This window comes from Actinopolyspora mzabensis, assembly GCF_900101095.1.
GTDB classification, from domain to species: Bacteria; Actinomycetota; Actinomycetes; order Mycobacteriales; family Pseudonocardiaceae; genus Actinopolyspora; species Actinopolyspora mzabensis.
The window spans coordinates 66,145-85,945 of the sequence record NZ_FNFM01000013.1 but is presented as its reverse complement, the minus strand read 5'-3'; the positions used below and the strand labels follow the sequence as shown (position 1 = coordinate 85,945).

Annotated in this window: 18 protein-coding genes; 5 read left to right on the top strand and 13 right to left on the bottom strand. The window is 67.0% G+C overall.

All coding sequences use genetic code 11. The features are described 5' to 3' along the window. Window positions 1–33 precede the first annotated feature (33 nt). From BLR41_RS20445 to BLR41_RS20435, 3 genes are all read left to right on the top strand, one after another. Complete coding sequence (locus BLR41_RS20445) at window positions 34–2,493, top strand: Tex-like N-terminal domain-containing protein (protein ID WP_176798081.1); 2,460 nt, start codon at window positions 34–36, stop codon at window positions 2,491–2,493. A gap of 434 nt (window positions 2,494–2,927) precedes the next feature. Continuing rightward, window positions 2,928–3,485: a hypothetical protein gene (locus BLR41_RS20440; protein WP_092631760.1), complete on the top strand. Its 558-nt coding sequence runs from the start codon at window positions 2,928–2,930 to the stop codon at window positions 3,483–3,485. A gap of 303 nt (window positions 3,486–3,788) precedes the next feature. Continuing rightward, a complete protein-coding gene (locus BLR41_RS20435) occupies window positions 3,789–5,741 on the top strand; it encodes an ABC transporter ATP-binding protein (protein WP_092631757.1) in 1,953 nt (650 codons plus the stop codon). 188 nt (window positions 5,742–5,929) lie between these two features. Here the strand turns inward: BLR41_RS20435 and BLR41_RS20430 are convergent, their stop codons facing one another. The 9 genes from BLR41_RS20430 to cysC form a co-directional block, all read right to left on the bottom strand. Then, window positions 5,930–6,733, bottom strand: coding sequence for an IclR family transcriptional regulator domain-containing protein (locus BLR41_RS20430; RefSeq protein ID WP_092631754.1), 804 nt, complete (start codon window positions 6,731–6,733; stop codon window positions 5,930–5,932). Window positions 6,734–6,755: 22 nt separating this feature from the next. Continuing rightward, window positions 6,756–7,934, bottom strand: coding sequence for a bifunctional 3-oxoadipate enol-lactonase/4-carboxymuconolactone decarboxylase PcaDC (pcaDC, locus tag BLR41_RS20425; RefSeq protein ID WP_092631958.1), 1,179 nt, complete (start codon window positions 7,932–7,934; stop codon window positions 6,756–6,758). After that, window positions 7,918–9,306 (bottom strand): 3-carboxy-cis,cis-muconate cycloisomerase, encoded by a 1,389-nt coding sequence (gene pcaB / locus BLR41_RS20420; protein ID WP_092631752.1) that lies wholly within the window; start codon window positions 9,304–9,306, stop codon window positions 7,918–7,920. Before pcaB ends, pcaDC begins: the two co-directional genes overlap by 17 nt. Continuing rightward, entirely contained in the window at window positions 9,278–9,874 is a 597-nt protein-coding gene (pcaG, locus tag BLR41_RS20415; protein WP_092631749.1) for a protocatechuate 3,4-dioxygenase subunit alpha, read from the bottom strand. The genes pcaB and pcaG overlap by 29 nt, the downstream gene beginning before the upstream one ends. Then, entirely contained in the window at window positions 9,864–10,619 is a 756-nt protein-coding gene (gene pcaH / locus BLR41_RS20410; RefSeq protein WP_092631746.1) for a protocatechuate 3,4-dioxygenase subunit beta, read from the bottom strand. The genes pcaG and pcaH overlap by 11 nt, the downstream gene beginning before the upstream one ends. Window positions 10,620–10,642: 23 nt before the next feature. Beyond that, a complete protein-coding gene (locus tag BLR41_RS20405) occupies window positions 10,643–11,824 on the bottom strand; it encodes a thiolase family protein (RefSeq protein ID WP_092631743.1) in 1,182 nt (393 codons plus the stop codon). Beyond that, entirely contained in the window at window positions 11,821–12,621 is an 801-nt protein-coding gene (locus tag BLR41_RS20400) for a CoA-transferase subunit beta (protein ID WP_092631740.1), read from the bottom strand. The genes BLR41_RS20405 and BLR41_RS20400 overlap by 4 nt, the downstream gene beginning before the upstream one ends. After that, window positions 12,618–13,439: a CoA transferase subunit A gene (locus BLR41_RS20395; RefSeq protein WP_092631737.1), complete on the bottom strand. Its 822-nt coding sequence runs from the start codon at window positions 13,437–13,439 to the stop codon at window positions 12,618–12,620. Before BLR41_RS20395 ends, BLR41_RS20400 begins: the two co-directional genes overlap by 4 nt. A 233-nt stretch (window positions 13,440–13,672) precedes the next feature. Beyond that, window positions 13,673–14,245, bottom strand: a complete 573-nt coding sequence (gene cysC / locus BLR41_RS20390) for an adenylyl-sulfate kinase (protein ID WP_092631734.1) — start codon at window positions 14,243–14,245, stop codon at window positions 13,673–13,675. A gap of 90 nt (window positions 14,246–14,335) precedes the next feature. On the opposite strand from cysC, the gene BLR41_RS20385 reads away from it, so the two are divergent. Then, the gene (locus BLR41_RS20385; protein ID WP_092631731.1) at window positions 14,336–15,556 is read left to right on the top strand and encodes a hypothetical protein; all 1,221 of its coding nucleotides are present in this window, start codon (window positions 14,336–14,338) and stop codon (window positions 15,554–15,556) included. Window positions 15,557–15,607: 51 nt separating this feature from the next. Here BLR41_RS20385 and BLR41_RS20380 read toward each other — a convergent pair whose 3' ends face one another. From BLR41_RS20380 to wrbA, 3 genes are all read right to left on the bottom strand, one after another. Then, the gene (locus tag BLR41_RS20380) at window positions 15,608–16,231 is read right to left on the bottom strand and encodes an alpha/beta hydrolase (RefSeq protein ID WP_092631728.1); all 624 of its coding nucleotides are present in this window, start codon (window positions 16,229–16,231) and stop codon (window positions 15,608–15,610) included. Further along, complete coding sequence (locus BLR41_RS20375) at window positions 16,228–17,196, bottom strand: ring-cleaving dioxygenase (protein WP_092631725.1); 969 nt, start codon at window positions 17,194–17,196, stop codon at window positions 16,228–16,230. Before BLR41_RS20375 ends, BLR41_RS20380 begins: the two co-directional genes overlap by 4 nt. A 119-nt stretch (window positions 17,197–17,315) precedes the next feature. Beyond that, on the bottom strand, window positions 17,316–17,930 hold the full coding sequence (wrbA, locus tag BLR41_RS20370) for an NAD(P)H:quinone oxidoreductase (RefSeq protein ID WP_092631723.1): 615 nt from the start codon (window positions 17,928–17,930) through the stop codon (window positions 17,316–17,318). Between the two features lie 170 nt (window positions 17,931–18,100). Here wrbA and BLR41_RS20365 point away from each other — a divergent pair, with 170 nt between their 5' ends. Then, window positions 18,101–18,595 (top strand): MarR family winged helix-turn-helix transcriptional regulator, encoded by a 495-nt coding sequence (locus BLR41_RS20365; protein WP_218120294.1) that lies wholly within the window; start codon window positions 18,101–18,103, stop codon window positions 18,593–18,595. Window positions 18,596–18,802: 207 nt separating this feature from the next. Here the strand turns inward: BLR41_RS20365 and BLR41_RS20360 are convergent, their stop codons facing one another. Beyond that, a complete protein-coding gene (locus BLR41_RS20360) occupies window positions 18,803–19,630 on the bottom strand; it encodes an SIR2 family NAD-dependent protein deacylase (RefSeq protein ID WP_245694620.1) in 828 nt (275 codons plus the stop codon). Window positions 19,631–19,801: the final 171 nt, after the last annotated feature.

Here is a 19,801-nt window from a genome sequence, read left to right as displayed (position 1 = left end):
GCGAAAGCCCTGGCCGGTACCCGTCGGGTACGGATGGGCGAGAATGCTCATCACAACAAGGGATCAAGGCCGGTCGAAGGGCTGAACAGGATCGTGACGACGTCGATTCACCAAAGGATCGCCGACGAACTCGGCGCGGGCGCCGAGCAGGTCGAAGCCGCCGTGCGGCTACTGGACGACGGGGCGACGGTGCCGTTCGTCGCCCGCTACCGCAAGGAGGCAACCGGAGCGCTCGACGACGAGCAGCTACGTACGCTGGAACAGCGGCTACGCTATCTGCGCGAGATGGAACAGCGGCGCAACACGATCCTCGAAGAGATCCGCAACCAGGAAAAGCTCGACGACGAGCTCCACAGTCGGATCATGGCCGCCGACTCCAAGGCCCGGCTGGAGGATCTGTACCTGCCGTTCAAACCCAAGCGCCGAACCAAGGCACAGCGTGCCCGCGAAGCGGGGCTGGAGCCACTCGCGACCGGACTGCTGGAAGACCCGGGGCAGGACCCCGAGACCTCGGCAGCGGCGTATGTGGACGCCGACAACGGTGTGCCCGACGCGGCGGGCGCACTGGCGGGAGCGCGTTCCATCCTGGTGGAGCGCTTCGCGGAGGACGGCGACCTCATCGGCCAACTGCGCGAACTCGCCTGGCAACGGGGCCGGTTGTCCTCGACCGCTCGCTCCGGTGCGGCCGAGAACGATTCGAAGTTCACCGATTACTTCGACTTCGCCGAGTCGTTGGGGACGCTGCCCTCGCACCGCGTGCTCGCACTGTTCCGCGGTGAGAAAGAAGAAGTCCTCGAACTCACCCTCGATTTCGATCCCGACAGCTCTGCCGGGCAGGGCTCGGCCGACGGTCGGGCGCCGAGCGACTACGAACGACGTATCGCCGCCCGGTTCGGCGTCGAGGATAGAGGGCGTCCCGCCGACGCGTGGTTGCGCGAAACCGTACGCTGGGCGTGGCGCACCCGGATCATGGTTCACCTGGACATCGACCTGCGCAACAGATTGCGGCAGCAGGCCGAGGACGAGGCCGTTCGGGTGTTCGCGGGAAACCTTCGCGATCTGCTGTTGGCCGCCCCCGCCGGACCGCGTGCCACGATCGGTCTCGACCCGGGATATCGGACAGGAGTGAAGGTGGCCGTTGTGGACGCCACCGGCAAGCTCGCCGAAACCGCCACCATCTATCCGCACGAGCCCCAGCGGCGCTGGGAGGAGGCACTCGCCACCCTCCAGCGGTTGGTCGATCGGCACGAAGCGCGACTGCTCGCGGTCGGCAACGGGACGGCCTCCAGGGAGACCGACAAACTGGCGGCGCGACTGGCCGAGTCCCGCGATGGCCTGATCAGAGTCTCTGTCTCGGAGGCGGGCGCCTCGGTCTATTCCGCCTCCTCCTACGCGTCGCGGGAGCTTCCCGAGGTGGACGTGTCGCTGCGCGGGGCCGTCTCGATCGCGCGGCGGTTGCAGGACCCACTCGCGGAGCTCGTCAAGATCGACCCGAAGTCGATCGGAGTCGGGCAGTACCAGCACGATGTTTCCGAATCGAAGCTCTCGCACTCGCTGGACGCGGTGGTCGAGGACTGTGTCAACGCCGTGGGTGTGGACGTGAACACCGCCTCGGCGCCGCTGTTGAGCCGCGTTTCCGGCATCAACGCCGGTCTGGCCGAGAACATCGTGGGCCACCGCGAGACGAACGGGCGGTTCCCGTCCAGGCAGGCGCTCCGGGAGGTCTCCCGTCTGGGACCGAAAGCGTTCGAGCAGTGCGCGGGGTTCCTGCGGATCACCGACGGCAACGACCCGTTGGACTCCTCCAGCGTCCACCCGGAGAGTTATCCGGTGGTACACCGGATCGTCGAGTCGACCAACAGCTCGTTGGACGGGATCATCGGCAATCGCGGTGTGCTGCGCGAGCTGCGGGCCGCGGACTTCGCCGACGAGTCCTTCGGCCTTCCCACGGTGACCGACATCATCTCCGAACTGGAAAAACCCGGACGCGACCCGCGTCCGGAGTTCCGCACCGCGAACTTCGCCGAGGACGTCCACTCGTTGAACGACCTCTCCCCCGGCATGGTGCTGGAAGGGGTGGTCACCAATGTCGCCGCGTTCGGTGCGTTCGTCGACGTCGGGGTGCATCAGGACGGGCTGGTACACGTCTCCGCGATGTCCAAGTCGTTCGTCAACGATCCGAGAGAAGTCGTCAAACCGGGCGAAGTGGTACGGGTCAAGGTCCGTGAGGTGGACGTGAACCGCAAACGCATCTCGCTGACACTTCGACTGGACGACGACGTCACTCCCACCGGAAGTGGTTCCGGAGCGGAATCCGATGAGTCCGGTAAGCGGGCGCGCGCTTCCGCGGGCAACGGCAGGTCAGGTGCGAAGCGCGGCAACGGTGCCAACCAACGACAGGGCAGCCAACAAGGCAAGCAACAGGGCAAGTGCGGGGCGGGCAGCGGGGCCATGGCTGACGCGCTACGACGCGCCGGCTACGGCGAGAACTAGCCCCGGTACGGCTCCTGCGGCGGGGCGGTTGCGCATCCGCCCCGCCGCAGGAGCCACGGTGGGCTTCGCTGCCCGACTTGACGCGCTGGCCGTGCTCGGCCGGTCTAGCGCCCCGGAGAGGTGTGACTACAACACGGCGAACCGAGCCCCGACCGGGGCCGCCGTGGTGATCCGCGCCGTCGCGTTGACGCTGGAACGCGGGGCGGCGGCGAGATCGCCGAATTCGACCTCACCCTTCCCATCCCCGCACCCAAGCACGAGGGTGGACCGAAAACGGACAGGCGCGACTTTGTTCCCAACCACAGCTTTGTGAGTGGCCGAGAGTTCCTGCATGGATTGCTACTCGTCTCCGGCCCACGCGGTCGCGTGCGGAAATCCGTTCCACAGCGATGATCGGAGCCGGCGCGCTACTCGCTGCCGCATAGGATGCACGTATGCCGAGTACGCCAGACCACGATCACGAAATCGAGGAGTTCAAGAGCCGGCTCGCCGCCTATCAAGGCTCCGCTGTAGCTGATGCGCAGGCGATGCGTTTCCGGATACTGTACGCGGCCCTGGGCAGCGCGCTGTTGGCGTTGTCCGGTGGACCGTGGTTGCACTCGCAGGAGTATCGTACCTACGAGAGAACTGTCGGGCTGTTCCGGTTGTTCGAGCTGGTGAACCCGGACTCCGGCGCCGCGATCGGCGAGGACTACAGTCCCGTGACCGGCGTGGTGCCTGTGGTGCTTGTGGCGCTGGCCGTAGCCTGTCTGGGCACGTGCGCCCCGACATCGGCCAGCATGCCGGCGCATGCGAGTCTGGCCGTTCTCTCGGGTACTGCCGCTGTGTTGTTCGGGGTGTTCGTGGGCACCACGAGCGGCGACCAATCAGCTGGGGCGTCGGCTTGGCTCGCCCTCGTGATCGCCACAGGCATCGCCGCTCTGGCCACCGGGCGGGCCGCGTCCATGAGACAGGTCGACGGGCACGCGTGCCGAGCTGCCCCATCAGCGTAACGGTTGAAACCCCGATCGGTCCCGGGTCGCCCGCTCGCAAGGACTCACCAGCCCGAAAACCACGTTATCCGTTGCGCAGCGGATGCTGAGGCGGATCGGTGTACCGAGGTTTCTTCGCCGCGCGGTGAGCACGAAGCATTCACGTCGGCACCAGCGGCAGCACGGAAAGCATCGCTACCGGGGATCATGCGGCGAACTCGGAATGGGAGCATCCGGCGTTCGCTCCCGTGGAACATTGACTTCGAGCGAACTCGAATTCGCAGGATTACGGCGGATCGTCTTCGGCAGTACGGAAGGTCTCACATGGACAACGGCGGAGTGAGTTGGGCGACGATGCGTTCACTCACCAGGGACAGCTCGGTGACCAGACAGCGTCTCCCACCTGGGCTGGCGAAACGCATCCTCGACTACGCGCGTCCCTACACGCGGATCATCGTTCCGTTTCTGCTCGTAGTCGCGGCCACAGCCGTGCTGGGAGTGGTCACCCCTCTGCTGTTCAAAGCGATCATCGATCGCGGGATCGTGCCGGGGAAACTGCACGTGGTCGTCTGGCTGTCGGTGGGGGTTGCCGGGGTCGCGCTGCTGGAAGCAGCGCTCACGCTGCTGCAACGCTGGTTTTCCTCCCGCCTGGGGGAAGGGCTCATCTACGACCTGCGCCGGGACGTGTTCGACCACGTGCAGCGGATGCCACTGGCGTTCTTCGTGCGGGCACAGACCGGAGCTCTCACCAGCAGACTCAACAGCGACGTCATCGGGGCGCAACGCGCGTTGACCAGCACGCTCTCTGCGGTGGTGTCGAACGTACTGAGTCTGGTGCTGGTACTGGCGGCGATGTTCGCGCTGTCCTGGCAGATCACGCTGATCGCGTTGGCCCTGCTGCCGCTGTTCCTGTTCCCGGTGCGGTGGGTAGGCAAACGTCTGCAACGCGTCACTCGGGAACAGATGGCCGTGGACGCCGAGATGAGCTCCCTGATGACGGAACGGTTCGGGGTCGGCGGGGCGATGCTGACCAAGCTGTACGGCCGGGCCGACGAGGAAACCGAGCAGTTCGCCCGCAAAGCCGAACGGGTCCGAGACCTCGGAGTGCTCTCGGCCATGTACAGCAGGGTGTTCTTCGTCGGACTCACCCTGGTGGCCGCGCTGGCAACGGCGGTGGCCTACGGACTCGGCGGAACGCTGGTGATCGGTGGTTCGCTGCAGCTGGGCACCCTGGTGGCGTTGACGACGCTGCTCACCCGGCTCTACGGTCCGCTGACATCGCTGTCCAACGTGCACGTCGACGTGATGACCGCGCTGGTCAGTTTCCACCGCGTCTTCGAAGTGCTGGATCTGCCGCCGATGATCCGCGAACGGGAGAACGCGATCGAGCTGCCACGCGGTTCGGCCGGCCTCGAATTCGACTCGGTCTCGTTCCACTACCCCGGTCCGGAGGAGGTCTCCCTGGCCTCGCTGGAATCGGTGGCACGTGCGGAGAGCAGTCCGGCGCAGCAGGTGCTGTACGACGTCACGTTCCGGGCCGAACCGGGCGAGATGATCGCGCTGGTCGGACATTCCGGTGCGGGCAAAACCACGATCGGCCACCTCGCCGGGCGGTTGTACGAGGTGGACTCCGGCAGTGTTCGGATCGGCGGGCACGACATCCGGAACGTCACGCTGTCCTCGCTGTACTCGACCATCGGCATGGTCACGCAGGAAGCCCACCTGTTCCACGACACCATCCGGGCGAACCTGGCCTACGCCGCGCCCGGTGCCACCGACGCGGAGCTGCACCGGGTGCTTCGGACCGCGCAACTCGAAGAACTGCTGGACGAACTGCCCGAGGGACTGGACACCGTCGTCGGGGATCGCGGCTACCGGCTCTCCGGCGGCGAGAAACAGCGACTGGCCATCGCCAGGTTGCTGCTCAAACAACCGCCGATCGTCGTCCTCGACGAGGCGACCGCCCATCTGGACTCCCGCTCCGAGGCGGCTGTGCAACAGGCCCTGCGTACAGCGCTTACGGGACGTACATCAGTGGTGATCGCCCACCGCCTGGCCACCATCCGCCGTGCCGACCGCATTCTGGTGATAGCGGAGGGAAGAGTGGTCGAGCAGGGCACCCACGAACAGCTGCTGGAACGGGGCGGCCACTACGCCGAACTTTACCGGACCCAGTTCGACGAACGCTCGGGGCAGCGCCCGGACGGAGACCCGGCACTGTCCGCGGGGCCCGCGGAGGCTTCTCGACGCCCCGAGGAACCCGCCAGGGGGAGCTGAGACCTCAGCCCGCCCCCGAGGCTCTCGAACGGGCGGTTCATCCGGCCGATGCACCGGACCGGGGACTCCGGCAGTCACTCGCCACCCACGGTGCCGGGCGGGACGAGCGCGGTCAGGCGGCTCGTCCCGCCCGCCCCAACGCGTTCGGGAAGCGCGAACGACGATGCTGCCCGTGAACGCAACGGCGGTCAGCGTGCGGTCCTGCCCGCCTGAGGCGCCACTCGTAAGTCCGCCTCGATCTTGGCGGCCGTCTCCAACAGCGGCGGCAACAGCTCGTTTCGGGCGTCCTCCGCGCTCGTTCTGCTCGCGTGAGAGGAGACGTTGACCGCGGCGACGACACTGTCGGTGCGGTCCCGGATGGGGGCAGCCAGCGAACGCAGCCCGGCTTCGAGTTCCTGATCGACAACCGCCCATCCCTGTGCCCGGATGCGTTCCAGTTCCCGCCTGAGCGGGCCAACGCTGGTCAGGGTCTGCGGTGCCAACGGTTCGGGACGCACCCGGCGCAGGTACTCGGTGAGCTCCTGCTCGCCCAGATTCGCCAGCAACACCCGCCCCATCGAAGTGGCGTAGGCGGGGAACCGGGTGCCGATGTTGATCGCCACGGTCATGATCCGGGAGGTGGGGACACGCCCCACGTAGACGATCTCGTCCCCGTCCAGGACCGAGACCGAGACCGACTCGTGGACCTGGGCGGCCAGTCGTTCGAGATGCGGCTGCGCTATCTCCGGCAACGACAGGCTGGACAGGTAGGAGAATCCCAGCTCCAGCACGCGGGGGGTCAGCGCGAACAGCCGACCGTCGGTCCAGACGTATCCCAACCGCACGAGCGTGTGCAGGAACCTACGAGTCGCCGCACGTGAGAGGCCCGTGACACGGGCGACTTCACTCAGCGTCATCTCCGGCCGGGTCTCGTCGAAGGCGCGGATCACCATCAGCCCGCGCGTCAGGGACTGTACCGGCCCCACGACCCCGGAATCGGCCTCGGACTCCATAGGCACCCCCGCCTCGGTTCTGTCAAGCACCGTTCTCGTCGGTTTCCGCGTCGAGAATCCGGTCCGCCAGCGCGAAAGCACTGTTGGCTTTGGGAACACCGGCGTAAACGGCCACGTGCATCAGTACTTCTCTGATGGTCGATGCCTCGACACCGTTGCGGCGTGCCGCTCGAACGTGCATCGCGAGTTCGTCGTGGCACCCGGTAGCGGCCAGGATCGCCAGTGTCACGCAACTGCGGGTCGGACGATCCATTCCCTCCGAAGCCCAGAGTTCTCCCCACGCGTAGCGGGTTATGAAGTCCTGGAAGGGCTCGGTGAACTCGGTTTTGCGTTCGATCGCCCTGTCGACGTGTTCGTCGCCGAGTACCTGCCTGCGCACCGCCATGCCGGTACCGGTGCCGTCGGTGGAAGCGGTTTCGCCGGACGTGATGGACATTCCCTCACCCTCCGGTACGAAGTGTTCGACGAGCAGGCGATTGACCCGCTCGGCCTGCTCGACATTGGCCAGATGCGCGGCACGTTCCAGCAAGAACAACCGAGCGCCCGGGATACCGGCGACAATGCGTTCGGCGTGTTCCGGGGGCGTCGCCGGATCATCATATCCCGCCACCACCACGGTGGGGGCGGTGATGCCGCCGAGCCCCTCCCGCAGGTTCATCCCCGCGATGGCCTCACAGCAACCGGCGTACCCCTCGTCATCGCTGGCCGCGATCATTCCACCGTACTTGGTGACGACATCCGGTCTGGAGGCGAACTCCGCGGTGAACCACCGGTCGAGGGTGGAGTCGACCATCGCCCGAGTGCCGTTGGCACGCACGAACGCCGCACGTTCGCGCCAGTTCTCGGGCGGTCCGAGCGCCGCCGAGGTGCACAGCAGGGCGAGTCCGCCGATTCGTTCCGGGGCGTTGATCGCCAACCACATGCCGGTCATACCGCCGAGGGATACGCCCGCGAAGTGCGCTTCGGCGACATCGAGGTGATCGAGCAGGTCGAGCACGTCCTGCCCGAGGGTTTCCAAGTCGTACGGACCGGAGGTGGCGGGAGTCTTGCCGTGGCCACGCTGGTCGTAGCGCAGTACCCGAAAGTGGCTCGACAGCTCGGGCAATTGCTCGTCCCACATCGTCCGGTCGGTGCCCAACGAGTTGGACAGCACCAGCACGGGAGCCTGGGGCGGACCGGTCAGTTCATAGTCCGGGATCACCGGCACTCGTCTCCTTCCAGCGTGTGTGGGCGGCCAGGGCGCGGTCGACGAATTCCTCCGCCGAACCTAGATAGTCACCGGGCTCGGTCAACTCCAGCACATCTCGTTCGGACAACACCGCGCGTACGGTTTCGTCCGCCAGCAGCTCGGCGCGCAGGTTACTCCCGTCACGAGTCACCCGCCGGGAGAGCTCCCCGACAAGTTCGCTCGCTCTGCCGGGTCCGAGCTCCGGGGAAAGTGCCGTGGAAACCCGTTCGGCCAACAGAACTCCGCCGGACAGCTCCAGATTGGAGCGCATCCTGTCGGCGTCGACCTTGAGCTCACCCAACATCTCGCCCGTGATCGCCGCCGCCGAGCCGGTCAACCGCAACAGCTCGTTGAACGGCTCCCACTCCGCCTGCCAGGCCCCCGCGGCACGTTCGTGTTCCTGCGGCACGGCGCTCAACAGGGTCGCCACGAGACCCGGTGCACGGCGAGTCGCCGCGCTGACCCGGACGGCACGAACCGGGTTGCGTTTGTGCGGCATCGCCGAGGAGCCCCCGGAACGGCCTTCGGCGAGTTCACCGACCTCGGTCTGTGCAGCCAGTTCGACATCCAACGCGATATTGCCCAGGGCACCTGCCACGGTGCCCAACGAGCTCGCCAGGTCGACGACCCGGCTCCGGTCGGTGTGCCACGGCAGAACCGGTTCGGCGAGTCCGAGTCGTTCGGCCAACGCGGTGGTCACCCGCACCCCGTCCGAACCGAACGTTGCCAGGGTGCCCACCGGTCCCCCGAACTGCACCGCCAGCCTGTGCCGCCACGACCCGGCAAGCCCCTCGGCCGCTTCGATCACCGCGACGAGCCAGCCAGCGGCCTTCCGTCCGAAAGTTGTCGGCAGGGCGTGCTGCAGCAGAGTACGGCCGGTGATCAGGGTGCGCCGGTGCTCCTCGGTCAACCGAGCGCACTCGTCGGCGACCACGCGCAGCTCGCGCAACGACTTGCGAACGGCTTCCCGCGCCACCAGCATCGCGGCGGTGTCCACCACGTCCTGGCTGGTGGCACCGCGGTGCACGTACCCGGCTGCTTCCGCGCTCACTCCGGCGGTGAGGTCCTTGACCAGCGGTATGACCGGAGTCGCCGAGTCCGCCGCACGCCGCGCTGTCGAGGCGACGTCGAAATCGTCGCCCCGACACCGCTCGGCGATCTCCTCCGCCACCGCGGTGGGCATCAGGCCGACGTCCGCCTGGGCGAGGGCCAGCGCACCCTCGAACTCGAGCATGGCCCGCAACCAGGCAGCAGGCGCGGTGAGTTCGTCGAATCCCTCCGTGACGAAGGTGGGAGTGAACAGTCCAGTGGCGGTCTCAGACCGCGAAGAAGATGGTCTCGTCATCACCTTGCAACCGGATATCGAAGCGGAAGCCGTCGGCCGTCGCCGTGGCGACCAGGGTATCCCTTCGGGCGGGATCGACAGCGGACAACACGGGATCGGTGGCGTTGGCCATGGGATCGTCCGGAAAGTAGATCCGGGTCACGACGCGGTCCAACAGCCCGCGGGCCAGTACCGTGACGTTGATGTGGGGAGCTTCCGTGGCCCCCGCCGGGGTGGGCAACGGGGCGGGTTTGACGGTGCGGAACCAAAATTCCCCGTCCGGCCCGGTGGCACACCGGCCGAAACCACGGAAGTCCGTGGCCTGCTCCCGGGGGTCGTCCGGATGCGCGAACCTGCCCCGCTCGTCCGACTGCCAGATTTCGATCAACCCGTCGGGAACCGGTTCACCCGCACCGTCCGACAACCGGCCTCGCAGCATCACGGCATCGGGGGCGTGCGGAGGGAGGAGATCGGGCCCGTCGGGCCAGGGCAGTCCTCCCGGCAGCGCGAAGAACGGTCCCACCGTCTGGGACGGGGTCGTGGCTGGTTGGGAGACGGGAGTCAGCTCAACGGATCGCTCAGTCGTCATCGTCGTCCTCCTCCGCTTCGAAGGGGGTGGCGTGGCTGCCACGCAGCACGATGTCGAAGTGGTACGCCAACGCCCACTCCGGAATCGTGCTGTCCAAGTCGAACTCACAGATCATCCGCTCGCGTGCTTTCGGGTCACGCACCGACTGAAAGATCGGATCCTGGTAGAACAACGGATCACCCGGGAAGTACATCTGGGTAACCAGCCGCTGGGTGAAGGCACGTCCGAACAGCGAGAAATGTATGTGGGCGGGGCGCCAGGCGTTGTCGTGGTTGCGCCACGGATAGGCACCCGGTTTGATGGTGACGAATCGGTAGTGACCGTTCTCGTCGGTCATGCACCGGCCCACGCCGGAGAAATTGGGGTCCAGCGGGGCGGGATGGCGATCCCCCGCGTGACGGTAGCGGCCGGAGGCGTTGGCCTGCCAGACCTCGACGAGAGTGTGGGGCACCGGTTTGCCGTCCGAGTCCACGACCCTGCCGCTGACCACGATTCGCTCGCCCAGTGGTTCACCCTCGTGCTGCACGGTCAGGTCGTGGTCGGTCTCGCCGACTCGCTCGTGCCCGAGTACCGGACCGGTGATCTCGGTGAGATTCTGCGGCAGCAACTGCAGCGGACGAAGCGGGCTGCGCTGGGAGGTCGAGAAGTACTCCGGGGTGTCCAGCGCGGGATGGCTGGCGTCGTCGCGCTCGTACTGGGGCAGGATCAATCGATCCGACGGGTTGCCGATCGAGTCGGTGGACATGCTCGCTCCTGATGATTACCGGTTCATGCGTGCAGGACAACCGCGAGACCTTGACCGACGCCGATGCAGATGGCGGCCAATCCCCAGCCACCTCCTGCCCGACGCAGCTGATGCGCGAGGCTGGTCAAGATCCGCGCTCCGGAAGCGCCCAGCGGGTGTCCGAGAGCGATCGCACCGCCACGTTGATTGACTATCTCCGGGTCCAACTCCGGCCACTCGGCCAGGCAGGCAAGCGACTGGGAGGCGAACGCCTCGTTGAGCTCGACAGCGGTGAGGTCGCCCCAACCGATTCCCGCTCGTTGCAGCGCGGTACGCGCTGCACGCACGGGGCCGATCCCGAATACGTCGGGGTCCACCGCAGCCACCCCGCGGCTGACGACCCGTGCCAACGGTTCGGCACCGACCTCGTCGGCAGCGGCCCGGCTTCCCAGTAGTACAGCGGCGGATCCGTCGTTGAGCGGGGACGAGTTGCCCGCCGTAACGGTGCCGTCGGCCCGGAAGGCCGGTTTGAGCTTGCCGAGCGCCTCCTCCGAGGTGTCGGCACGCACGCCCTCGTCCCTGGTGAGGTCCGTCCCCGGAACCGGGACGACCTCGTCCTCGAAAAGTCCCTGCTCCCAGGCGGCCGCCGCCCGCTGGTGGCTGCGTGCGGCGAAGGCGTCCTGCTCGGCGCGACCGATGCCGTACTTGTCGGCCAACAGCTCGGCGCTCTCCCCGAGGGAAATGGTCCATTCCGAGGGCATCTCGGGATTGACCATCCGCCAGCCGAGAGTGGTGGAGTGCAGCGTCTCGTGGCCCCGTGGGTAGGCGCGCCCCGGCTTGGGCAGCACCCAGGGGGCGCGACTCATGGACTCGACGCCGCCTGCCAGCACCAGATCCCCGTCACCGGTCTGCACGATTCGACTGGCCTCGATCACCGCTTCGAGACCGGAGCCGCAGAGCCGGTTGACCGTTGCCCCCGCGACGCTGGTCGGGAGCCCGGCCAACAGGGTCGCCATGCGGGCCACGTTGCGGTTGTCCTCGCCGGCACCGTTGGCGTCGCCGAACAGCACGTCGTGTATCCGTGCCGGGTCCAGTCCGGGAACCCTGTCGAGCAGAGCCCTGATCGTGTGGGCGGCCAGGTCGTCGGGACGCACCTCGGCCAGTCCCTTGCCGTAACGCCCCACCGGGGTGCGAACCGCTTCGAGTACGTACACCTCGTCGCTCAAGAGGACTCTCCATTCCCGACAGTGGCTTTGAGCTCCCGCAGAATCCGCAGTTCCCGATCGGTGGGTGGCTGCTGCACGCCGAGTTCCTCGGCGACGCGAAGCGGCCAACCGGTCGCCGCGCGGACCTGTTCCACCTCGACCCCGGGAGCCAGCCCGGTCAACGTCAGTTCGTTCGTTCCCTGTTCGGGCTGCAGCACACCGAGGTCCGTGATGACCTTGACCGGACCACGTCCCGGCAGCCCCAGCCGCGCGCGGGCCGAGCCGTCCCTTCCGTACCCCACGGAGGTGATGAAGTCGACGTCGGGAACGAAGGCACGCGGGCTGTGCCGCATCACGATGAGCACTTCCCCGCAGGACGTGGCTATCTCCGGCGCCCCGCCCGCACCCGGCAACCGAACCTCGGGGTCTTGGTAGTCGTCACCGATCACGGTTGTGTTGATGTTGCCGTACCGGTCGACCTGTGCACCACCCAGGAATCCGACATCCACCCGTCCCGGCTGCAACCAGTAGTTGAAGATCTCGGGAACACCGACCACCGAATCGGCCGTCTCGGCGAGCACTCCGTCCCCGATGGACAGCGGCAACCGCTGCGGTTTGGTACCCAACGTTCCGGACTCGTAGATCAGAACCAGTTCGGGCGCGTGGGTGCGGCGCGCCAGGTTGGCAGCCGTGCTCGGCAATCCGATCCCCACGAAGCACACCGACTCGTCGTTCAGGGATCGTGAAGCGGCCACGGTCATCATCTCGTCCGAGGTGAATTCCGAGGTTGTCGGTGTCTCTGACAACTCCCCGGTCATCGGGCGCTCCTCTCCGGCTCGTGGATCTCGGTGTCCAGCCACTCGCGGAACCGATCGCGGTCCCTGCTGATCGCGTCCCATTCCTGGTAGTAGGCGTTGTCCCGCTCGGAGTAGCCCTGGGCGTAGGAGGGGTGTGCCCCACCGGGAACCTCGGCCACGGCGGTGACCGCCCAGCTCGGCAGCACCACGGCGCCGGGCTGTTCCGGCAGCTCGTCGACCACCTCCTCCACGGTCACCAGCGAACGTGCCGAGGCCAACACGGTTTCCTTCTGCACTCCCGTGATACCCCAGAACTGCACGTTGCCCGCACGGTCGGCACGCTGCGCGTGAATGATGCCGACATCGGGGTTGAGCGCGGCCACAGCCGCCAGTTCCTCACCGGTGAACGGGCAGCGCACCGTGCTGATCGTGTCGGTGTGCTCCGGCAGGTCGGTTCCCGCGTACCCCCGCAGCACGGCGAATGGCAGGCCGGAGGCACCGGCGACATAGCGGTTGGCCATCCCGGCGTGACTGTGTTCCTCGATCTCCAACGGCACCGGCCAGGAGTGCTGGATCGCGTCCCGGAAGCGGTGCAGTGAACCGACGCCGGGGTTTCCACCCCAGGAGAACACGAGCTTACGTGCACAGCCGGCGCCGATCAACTGATCGTAGATGACATCGGGCGTCATCCTGCACAGCGTGAGATCACGTCGGCCCGCACGAATGATCTCGTGCCCCGCCCTCATCGGGATGAGATGCGTAAAACCTTCCAACGCGACGGTGTCACCGTCGTTGACCAGCTCGGCCACGGCCGTGTCGAGCTGCAGTATGCGTGCCACTGGTCACCCCGTTCAGCGGTTTCGCTTGGTGTCCGAACTCACAAGGTCAACCACAGTTTGTTCGCAAAGAGAACGTTCGTGCTTCCTGCGAACATAATTGAGCGACAGTGCGCAGGTCAATATCCCGACGGAAACGAAGCGCCGGAAGGACACCCTGGGTACGCCCCGCACGTACGCAAAAACTCCCGGTGGTCCGCGGACCACCGGGAGTTCGATCAATGCACCTGGGCGGCTCAGTGCTCGCCCACTGCCTCCAGACCGGGAAGCGGAAGTCCCACCCTGCGCGACAACATCCCGAGCACGGCGTCCCGAGCAGCGGTGATGTCGGTGGTACTCGTGTCCAACCACAGGTCAGGATCCACCGGATCCTGATACACCGCGTCGTAACCGGTCAGACCGGACAGCTCACCAGCGGCGGCTCGCCCGTAGAGGCCCTTCGGGTCACGTCGCATGCACTCGGTGACCGGAGTGGCGATGTGCACTTCGAAATAGGGACATCCCACGCTGTCGTGCTGGGCACGCACCTCGTCCCTCGCGGTGCTGTACGGGGCGATAACCGGGACCAGCACTGTGACACCGTGCGCGGCCAGCAGTTGAGCCACGAACCCGGTCCGGCGCACATGCGTGTTCCGGTCTGCCTGAGTGAACCCCAGGTCGGCCGATAGGTTGGTCCGTAACTGATCCCCGTCGAGAACCTGAACCCTTCCGCCGCGCCGCCTCAAGTACTCGGCCACCGCCTGCGCGATGGTCGACTTGCCGGCACCGGGTAGCCCGGTCAACCAGAGCGTGGCTCCCAAGGATCCCATAGCGCTTCTCCCTACTGGCCTAGATCGGGGCCTTACCGAATACTGCCGGTGGGTGTTCCATAATTCCGGAATCGCACGAAAGATGATCACATGAGCGACACCGATGCCAACCGAGTCTACGTACACATCGGTTCCCCCAAGACCGGAACCACTTACCTGCAGGAGATCCTCTGGAACAACAGGGAAGCCCTGCGGGAGGCGGGCGTTCACTATCCGGGCAGTCGCCCCGACGCGCACTTTCACGCTGCCATGGATCTGCAGAACACGCAGTTCCAGGTGGACTGGTTCGACGACAACGTCCCGAACGCCTGGGAAAACCTGGTCAAGCAGGCTGCCGATGGGCCAGCGACCGTAGTCGTTTCGCACGAGCTGTTCTGCACCGCCACTCCGGAACAGATCGAACGCGCGATGGCGGACCTTTCCTTCGCCGAGGTTCATCTGGTCTGCACGGTGCGGGACCTGCAGCGTCAGCTACCCGCCGTGTGGCAGGAGGACGTCAAAAACCGGCACACGATCTCGTTCGAGGACTTCGTGGCCGGCGTGCGGGGTACGGTCTCCGAGCCGGACGTGCTCAGCGAGCTGTTCTGGCACCGACAGGACGTCCCCGAGATCCTGGCCAAATGGGGCCGATCGATTCCCCCCGAACGGGTCCACGTGGTCACGGTGCCTCCCGCAGGCAGTTCCACCGACCTCGTGTGGCACCGCTTCGCCGAGCTCCTGGGGCTGCGCCCCGAGGAGTACGACACCCGGGTACGGCAACGGAACCGATCCCTGGGCGTAGCCGAAACGGAGCTCGTCCGTCGGTTGAACCAGCAGCTCAACGGCAACATCGACTGGCCCACACACGACCGGGATGTGAAGCGGCACCTGGCGGAAGAGATCTTCGGAGGCCGCAAGGCCCGCAATCCGCTCGAAGTACCCGAACGACACCGGGAATGGCTGCGGCAGCAGTCCGAACGGATCACCGGGGCGCTGGCGGAAAGTGGTTACGAGGTGATCGGTGATCTGGATGAACTCCGCCCCGCCGTCACCGAGGGCCCCGAAGTGGAGCCGGACCACCCCGATGCGGCCGAACTGGCCGAAGTAGCGATCGAGGCGCTGGCGGAAGTGATCGCACGCGATGCGGCGGGACGCCGAGCCCAGCCGGAGCCGAAAGCCCAGTCGACACCGGACGCCCCGCGGGTTCCCGGACTGCGGGAGAGCCTGGTGCTGTCCAGCGATCGGCACCCGACGCTGCGGATCGCGCTGGGGGCGTACCGCCGGATCAAACGAATCTCGCTCCGGACCGCGGCCCAGCGCGGGAAGCGGTGAGCCCGGCTAAGCACCGCACCGAGCCGGTAGAGGCCGGACCCGAAAACCGGTTCAGCGGCGCTGCCGCACCCAGTCGGCCGCCTCCCGCAGGGCTTCCGCCGTGATGTCGTGCCCGCCGGGGTGGCGGTGTGTGGTCACCTCGGCGCCACGGTCACGCAGCGAGTCGACGAGTCGGTTCGCCGCGGTCATCGGCGCCATGGGGTCGTGTTCACCGTTGGACATCCACACCCGCGTCTCGGTCAGCGAGCGCCGCGGTACGTCGGAGAGCGGCGACATCGCCGCGAACAGCACGGCTTCGGTGAGCACGTCCGGGCGCAGCAGCGCCAGCGCCGCGGCGATGTTGGCGCCGTTGGAGAATCCGACGGCGACCAACCCGCGATCGGTTATGTCGTAGTGCTCGCGGGCCCGTTCGACGAACTCGCCCAGTTCCTCGGCCCGGCGGAGGACGTCCTGTTCGTCGAACACCCCCTCCGCGTACCGACGGAACCACCGCGACACACCGTTCTCCGAGACACTGCCACCCGGGGACAACAGCGCCGCGTCGGGATCGATCCGGTAGCCGAGCGGGGCCATGTCGCGCGGCGTACCACCGGTGCCGTGCAGCATCAGCAGTACGGGGGAACGAGGGGCCCCCTCGGTGAACTCGTGGCGAAGCGGCAGTTCGGAAGTGCTCATGCGACCGGCCTTTCCGGGTTGTTCTCACTCGGCAGGTCCAGCCGAGGCAGCGCCGCCTCGATCTGTTCCCTGCTGGGCTCCAGCCACGGAGGGAGCTTGAGTGCCCGCCCCAGTTCGAGCAGCGGCTCGTCGGCGGTGAAACCGGGTTCGTCGGTTGCGATCTCCAGCAGCGTTCCGCCCGGCTCACGGAAATACACCGACCGGAAGTACTGCCGGTCCAACACGGAGGTGACCGAGACACCGTTCTCGACCAGTTCCGAACGCCAGGCGGCCTGCGTCGGCTCGTCGGGCGCTCGCCAGGCCACGTGGTGCACGGTACCGGCGGCGACCAGACCTCGCTCGGCGCCGGGACGCACCAGCACGTCGACGTAGGTCCCGGGACCGCCGTCGCCCGCCGCGAAGCGGAAACGATTGTCCTGCTGTTCGGTCGGTGCGAGTCCCATCCCGGTCAGCATCCCGGCGGTGGCGTCCGCGTCGTCGACCGAGAGCGACACCGAGTGCAACCCGCGAATGCCGTGTTCGGGGGGAACGATGCCGTTCTCCCATGGAGAACGGGGGTCCGGCTGCCGGTGCGCGACCAGTGACAGGGTAAGACCGTCCGGGTCCCGAAAGGTCAGCACCTCCTCGTCGGCGCGGGACCGTATCGGGCCGACCTCGACCCCGAGGTCGCTGAGGTGGCGATGCCACCAGCCCATGGACCGCTCCGGCACGGAGAACGCGACGGCGGTGGCCTGACCGTTGCCGTGCTTGCCGGCAGGAGCGCCGTGGAACGGGAAGAACGTCATCAACGTGCCGGGCCGGCCGGACTCGTCGCCGTAGTAGAGATGGTAGGTGCCCGGATCGTCGAAGTTGACGGTGGTCTTGACCAGACGAAGGCCCAGCGTACGAAGGTAGAAGTCCGCGTTCCGCTGCGGATCACCGGCGATGGCGGTCACGTGGTGCAGTCCAGTGGTGGCGATACCCATTTCAGCCCTCCGAACGAGGAAGAGGTCAGTGCGCGACGGGGAGCTGCCCGCCGGGAGTCGTCGAGTCGGGCAGGTTCTCACCACCCACCCCGCCCCGGCGGGCCTCACGCACGGGGGACTCAGGCCGAGCCGTCCCGCAGAGCTCGGGCGACGTTGACGACCCTACGAGCCTGCACCGCAGCCGCCTGCCTGGTCTCGCCGTCGACCTTGAACTGTCCCTGGCCGTCGACGTGGCTGGTTCCGTAGGGATTGCCGTCGACGAACTTCGAGCCGTCGGTGTAGCCGGGGCCGACCAGAATTCCACCGAAGTGGTGCACGCTGTTGTACAACGCGAGCAGTGTGGACTCCTGCCCACCGTGCTTGGTCGAGCTCGAGGTGAACCCGCTGTAGACCTTGTCCGCGAGCAGCCCCTGTTGCCACTGCGGCCCCAGTGAGTCGATGAACTGCTTGAGCTGGGCCGCCACGTTGCCGTAACGCGTGGGGCTGCCGAAGATCACGGCATCCGCCCACACCAGGTCGTCCGGGGTGGCCTCGGCGATCGCCCTGGTGGCTTCGAGATTCGCGCGCCACGCGGGATTGGCGTCCACGGCCTCGTCCGGAGCGAGTTCGGCGACCCGCCGCAACCGGACCTCGGCGCCGGCGGCTTCGGCTTCGGCGACCAACGCGTTGGCTGTTTCGGCGACGACACCGGTGGCCGAGTAGTAAACGACCGCGAGTTTGACCGGGCTGCTCATCAGTACGACTCCTTCGAATACCTGGCGTGGCACCTGCGGCCTACGCCTTTCCCTTCACAAGAAGAATACTACCATGAAGCATCTTCTTTGCAAGAAGCTTCCAAAAAAGGGTTATCTCGGTGGCCGTTAGACTACGGAGACGAAACAGCCACCCGAAGAAAGGCAGCCAGGTGGGAACCGAGGACATCACCGCCGTCGACCCCGGCACGGCGAGTCAGGAGGCGGAAGACGACGAGATCGTCACCTGGTGGGGACTCGTGATCGAGGGGTACCACGTGACGCAGGAACGGCTCATGTCCGAGATCAACGAGCGGTTCGACCTCACCCCGGGCGCTTTCGATATCCTCGTCAGGCTGGTGCGCTCGCCCGAATGGCGTATGCCGATGACCAAACTGGCGAGGGAAGCCGCACTGAGCAGCGGAGGGTTCACCAAGGTGGCGGACCGGCTCGTGGCCGCGGATCTGATCCGCAGGGAGCCGTGCGACACCGACCGTCGCGTCACCTACGTGACACTGACCGACCACGGTCGGGTGACAGCGGAAACGGCGAAGAGCGCCTGTGCGGAGATCCTACGCCGCACGGTCCTGGGGCCGCTGGGCCCCGAGGCGTCCGAACAACTGGCCATGGCCATGCGCACGCTGCGCACGGCTAACGCGGACGAGTGACACGAGGGGTGATCACCACCCGGAAGTGCCCCCGACTCGCCGCCCGGGGCGGCGAGTTCCCGTGTCCGAACGGAGACGCGGTGGTCGGGCCCGGCTGATCCCCGGGGACGAGCGGGACTTCCACTGAACGGCCCCGAGTGAGGTTCCGCCGGGACACCACGCCTCGACCGTGCCGAACGGAACCTCAGACAGGAGTTCCCGCACGGCTCACCAAGTGCTGGGGTCCCCCCAGGTACGCAGCGGACGGGAGTTCGGCACCGTGGGCACTGCGAGCAACCGGGGCAGGACTTCGTCGAGGTTACCGCGCAACACGGCGGCCGCCCGGTCGTCGTAGGGGGTTGGCTCCGCGTTGCAGACGATCAGATCGGCCCCGGCCCGTGCCGCAAGCTCGGCGAAGCCCGCGGCGGGGTGCACCGTCAGCGAGGTACCCGCGCTCAGGAACAGCTCGCAGTCCATCGCGGCTCGTTGCCCGGAACGAACCACTTCGGGATCCAGCGCCTGGCCGAAGGAAACGGTCGCCGACTTGAGGATGCCACCACAGCCCTCGCACGACGGATCGGGCTCCCCCTCCGCCACGCGCCGCAGCGCGGCACGCATGGTTCCACCCTCGCCACAGTCCAGGCACACGGTGCCGAACATGGAGCCGTGCAGCTCCAGCACGAGTTCCGGATCGAGCCCGGCGCGCTGGTGCAGCTCGTCTATGTTCTGCGTCAGCAGCGCACGGAGCCTTCCGGAGTCCGCCAGCTCGATGAAAGCCCGATGAGCGGGGCCGGGCTCGGCCCCCCACGCGGGGTGCTGCGCCCGACTGCGCCACGCCGCGCGGCGTACCTCGGGATCGGCCCGATAACTGTCGATATCACTGAGGCGCTGTGCCTGCGGATCACGTGTCCAGACACCGTTCGGACCCCGGAAGTCCGGGATGCCCGACCCGGTCGAGATTCCCGCACCGGTCAACACCGTGATCCTGCGGGCAGCCGCGACCAGTTCACAGGCCCGTTGCCAACCCGCCGCGTCTTCCTCATCGCACTCGACCACGTCTACCACGGTCGCACGCCGCTTCCGGGCCGCGCCCGGGAGGTGAACCGAGCTGCAGCGCGCCGAGGAACGAACGCACACGTCCGCGCTCGCCCCGTGAAATTTGAGTAACCCTGCTTTTCCGAAGCGCAACACGAGACACTGGGCCGCGAAACACGATCACCCTAGAGT

Bases quoted from the DNA above. Each gene is read 5' to 3' on its own strand.
- BLR41_RS20445 (WP_176798081.1), top strand. From the start codon at position 34: ATGGGCGAGAATGCTCATCACAACAAGGGATCAAGGCCGGTCGAAGGG.
- BLR41_RS20440 (WP_092631760.1), top strand. From the start codon at position 2,928: ATGCCGAGTACGCCAGACCACGATCACGAAATCGAGGAGTTCAAGAGC.
- BLR41_RS20435 (WP_092631757.1), top strand. From the start codon at position 3,789: ATGGACAACGGCGGAGTGAGTTGGGCGACGATGCGTTCACTCACCAGG.
- BLR41_RS20430 (WP_092631754.1), bottom strand. From the start codon at position 6,733: ATGGAGTCCGAGGCCGATTCCGGGGTCGTGGGGCCGGTACAGTCCCTG.
- pcaB (WP_092631752.1), bottom strand. From the start codon at position 9,306: ATGACGAGACCATCTTCTTCGCGGTCTGAGACCGCCACTGGACTGTTC.
- pcaG (WP_092631749.1), bottom strand. From the start codon at position 9,874: ATGACGACTGAGCGATCCGTTGAGCTGACTCCCGTCTCCCAACCAGCC.
- pcaH (WP_092631746.1), bottom strand. From the start codon at position 10,619: ATGTCCACCGACTCGATCGGCAACCCGTCGGATCGATTGATCCTGCCC.
- BLR41_RS20400 (WP_092631740.1), bottom strand. From the start codon at position 12,621: ATGACCGGGGAGTTGTCAGAGACACCGACAACCTCGGAATTCACCTCG.
- cysC (WP_092631734.1), bottom strand. From the start codon at position 14,245: ATGGGATCCTTGGGAGCCACGCTCTGGTTGACCGGGCTACCCGGTGCC.
- BLR41_RS20385 (WP_092631731.1), top strand. From the start codon at position 14,336: ATGAGCGACACCGATGCCAACCGAGTCTACGTACACATCGGTTCCCCC.
- BLR41_RS20380 (WP_092631728.1), bottom strand. From the start codon at position 16,231: ATGAGCACTTCCGAACTGCCGCTTCGCCACGAGTTCACCGAGGGGGCC.
- BLR41_RS20375 (WP_092631725.1), bottom strand. From the start codon at position 17,196: ATGGGTATCGCCACCACTGGACTGCACCACGTGACCGCCATCGCCGGT.
- wrbA (WP_092631723.1), bottom strand. From the start codon at position 17,930: ATGAGCAGCCCGGTCAAACTCGCGGTCGTTTACTACTCGGCCACCGGT.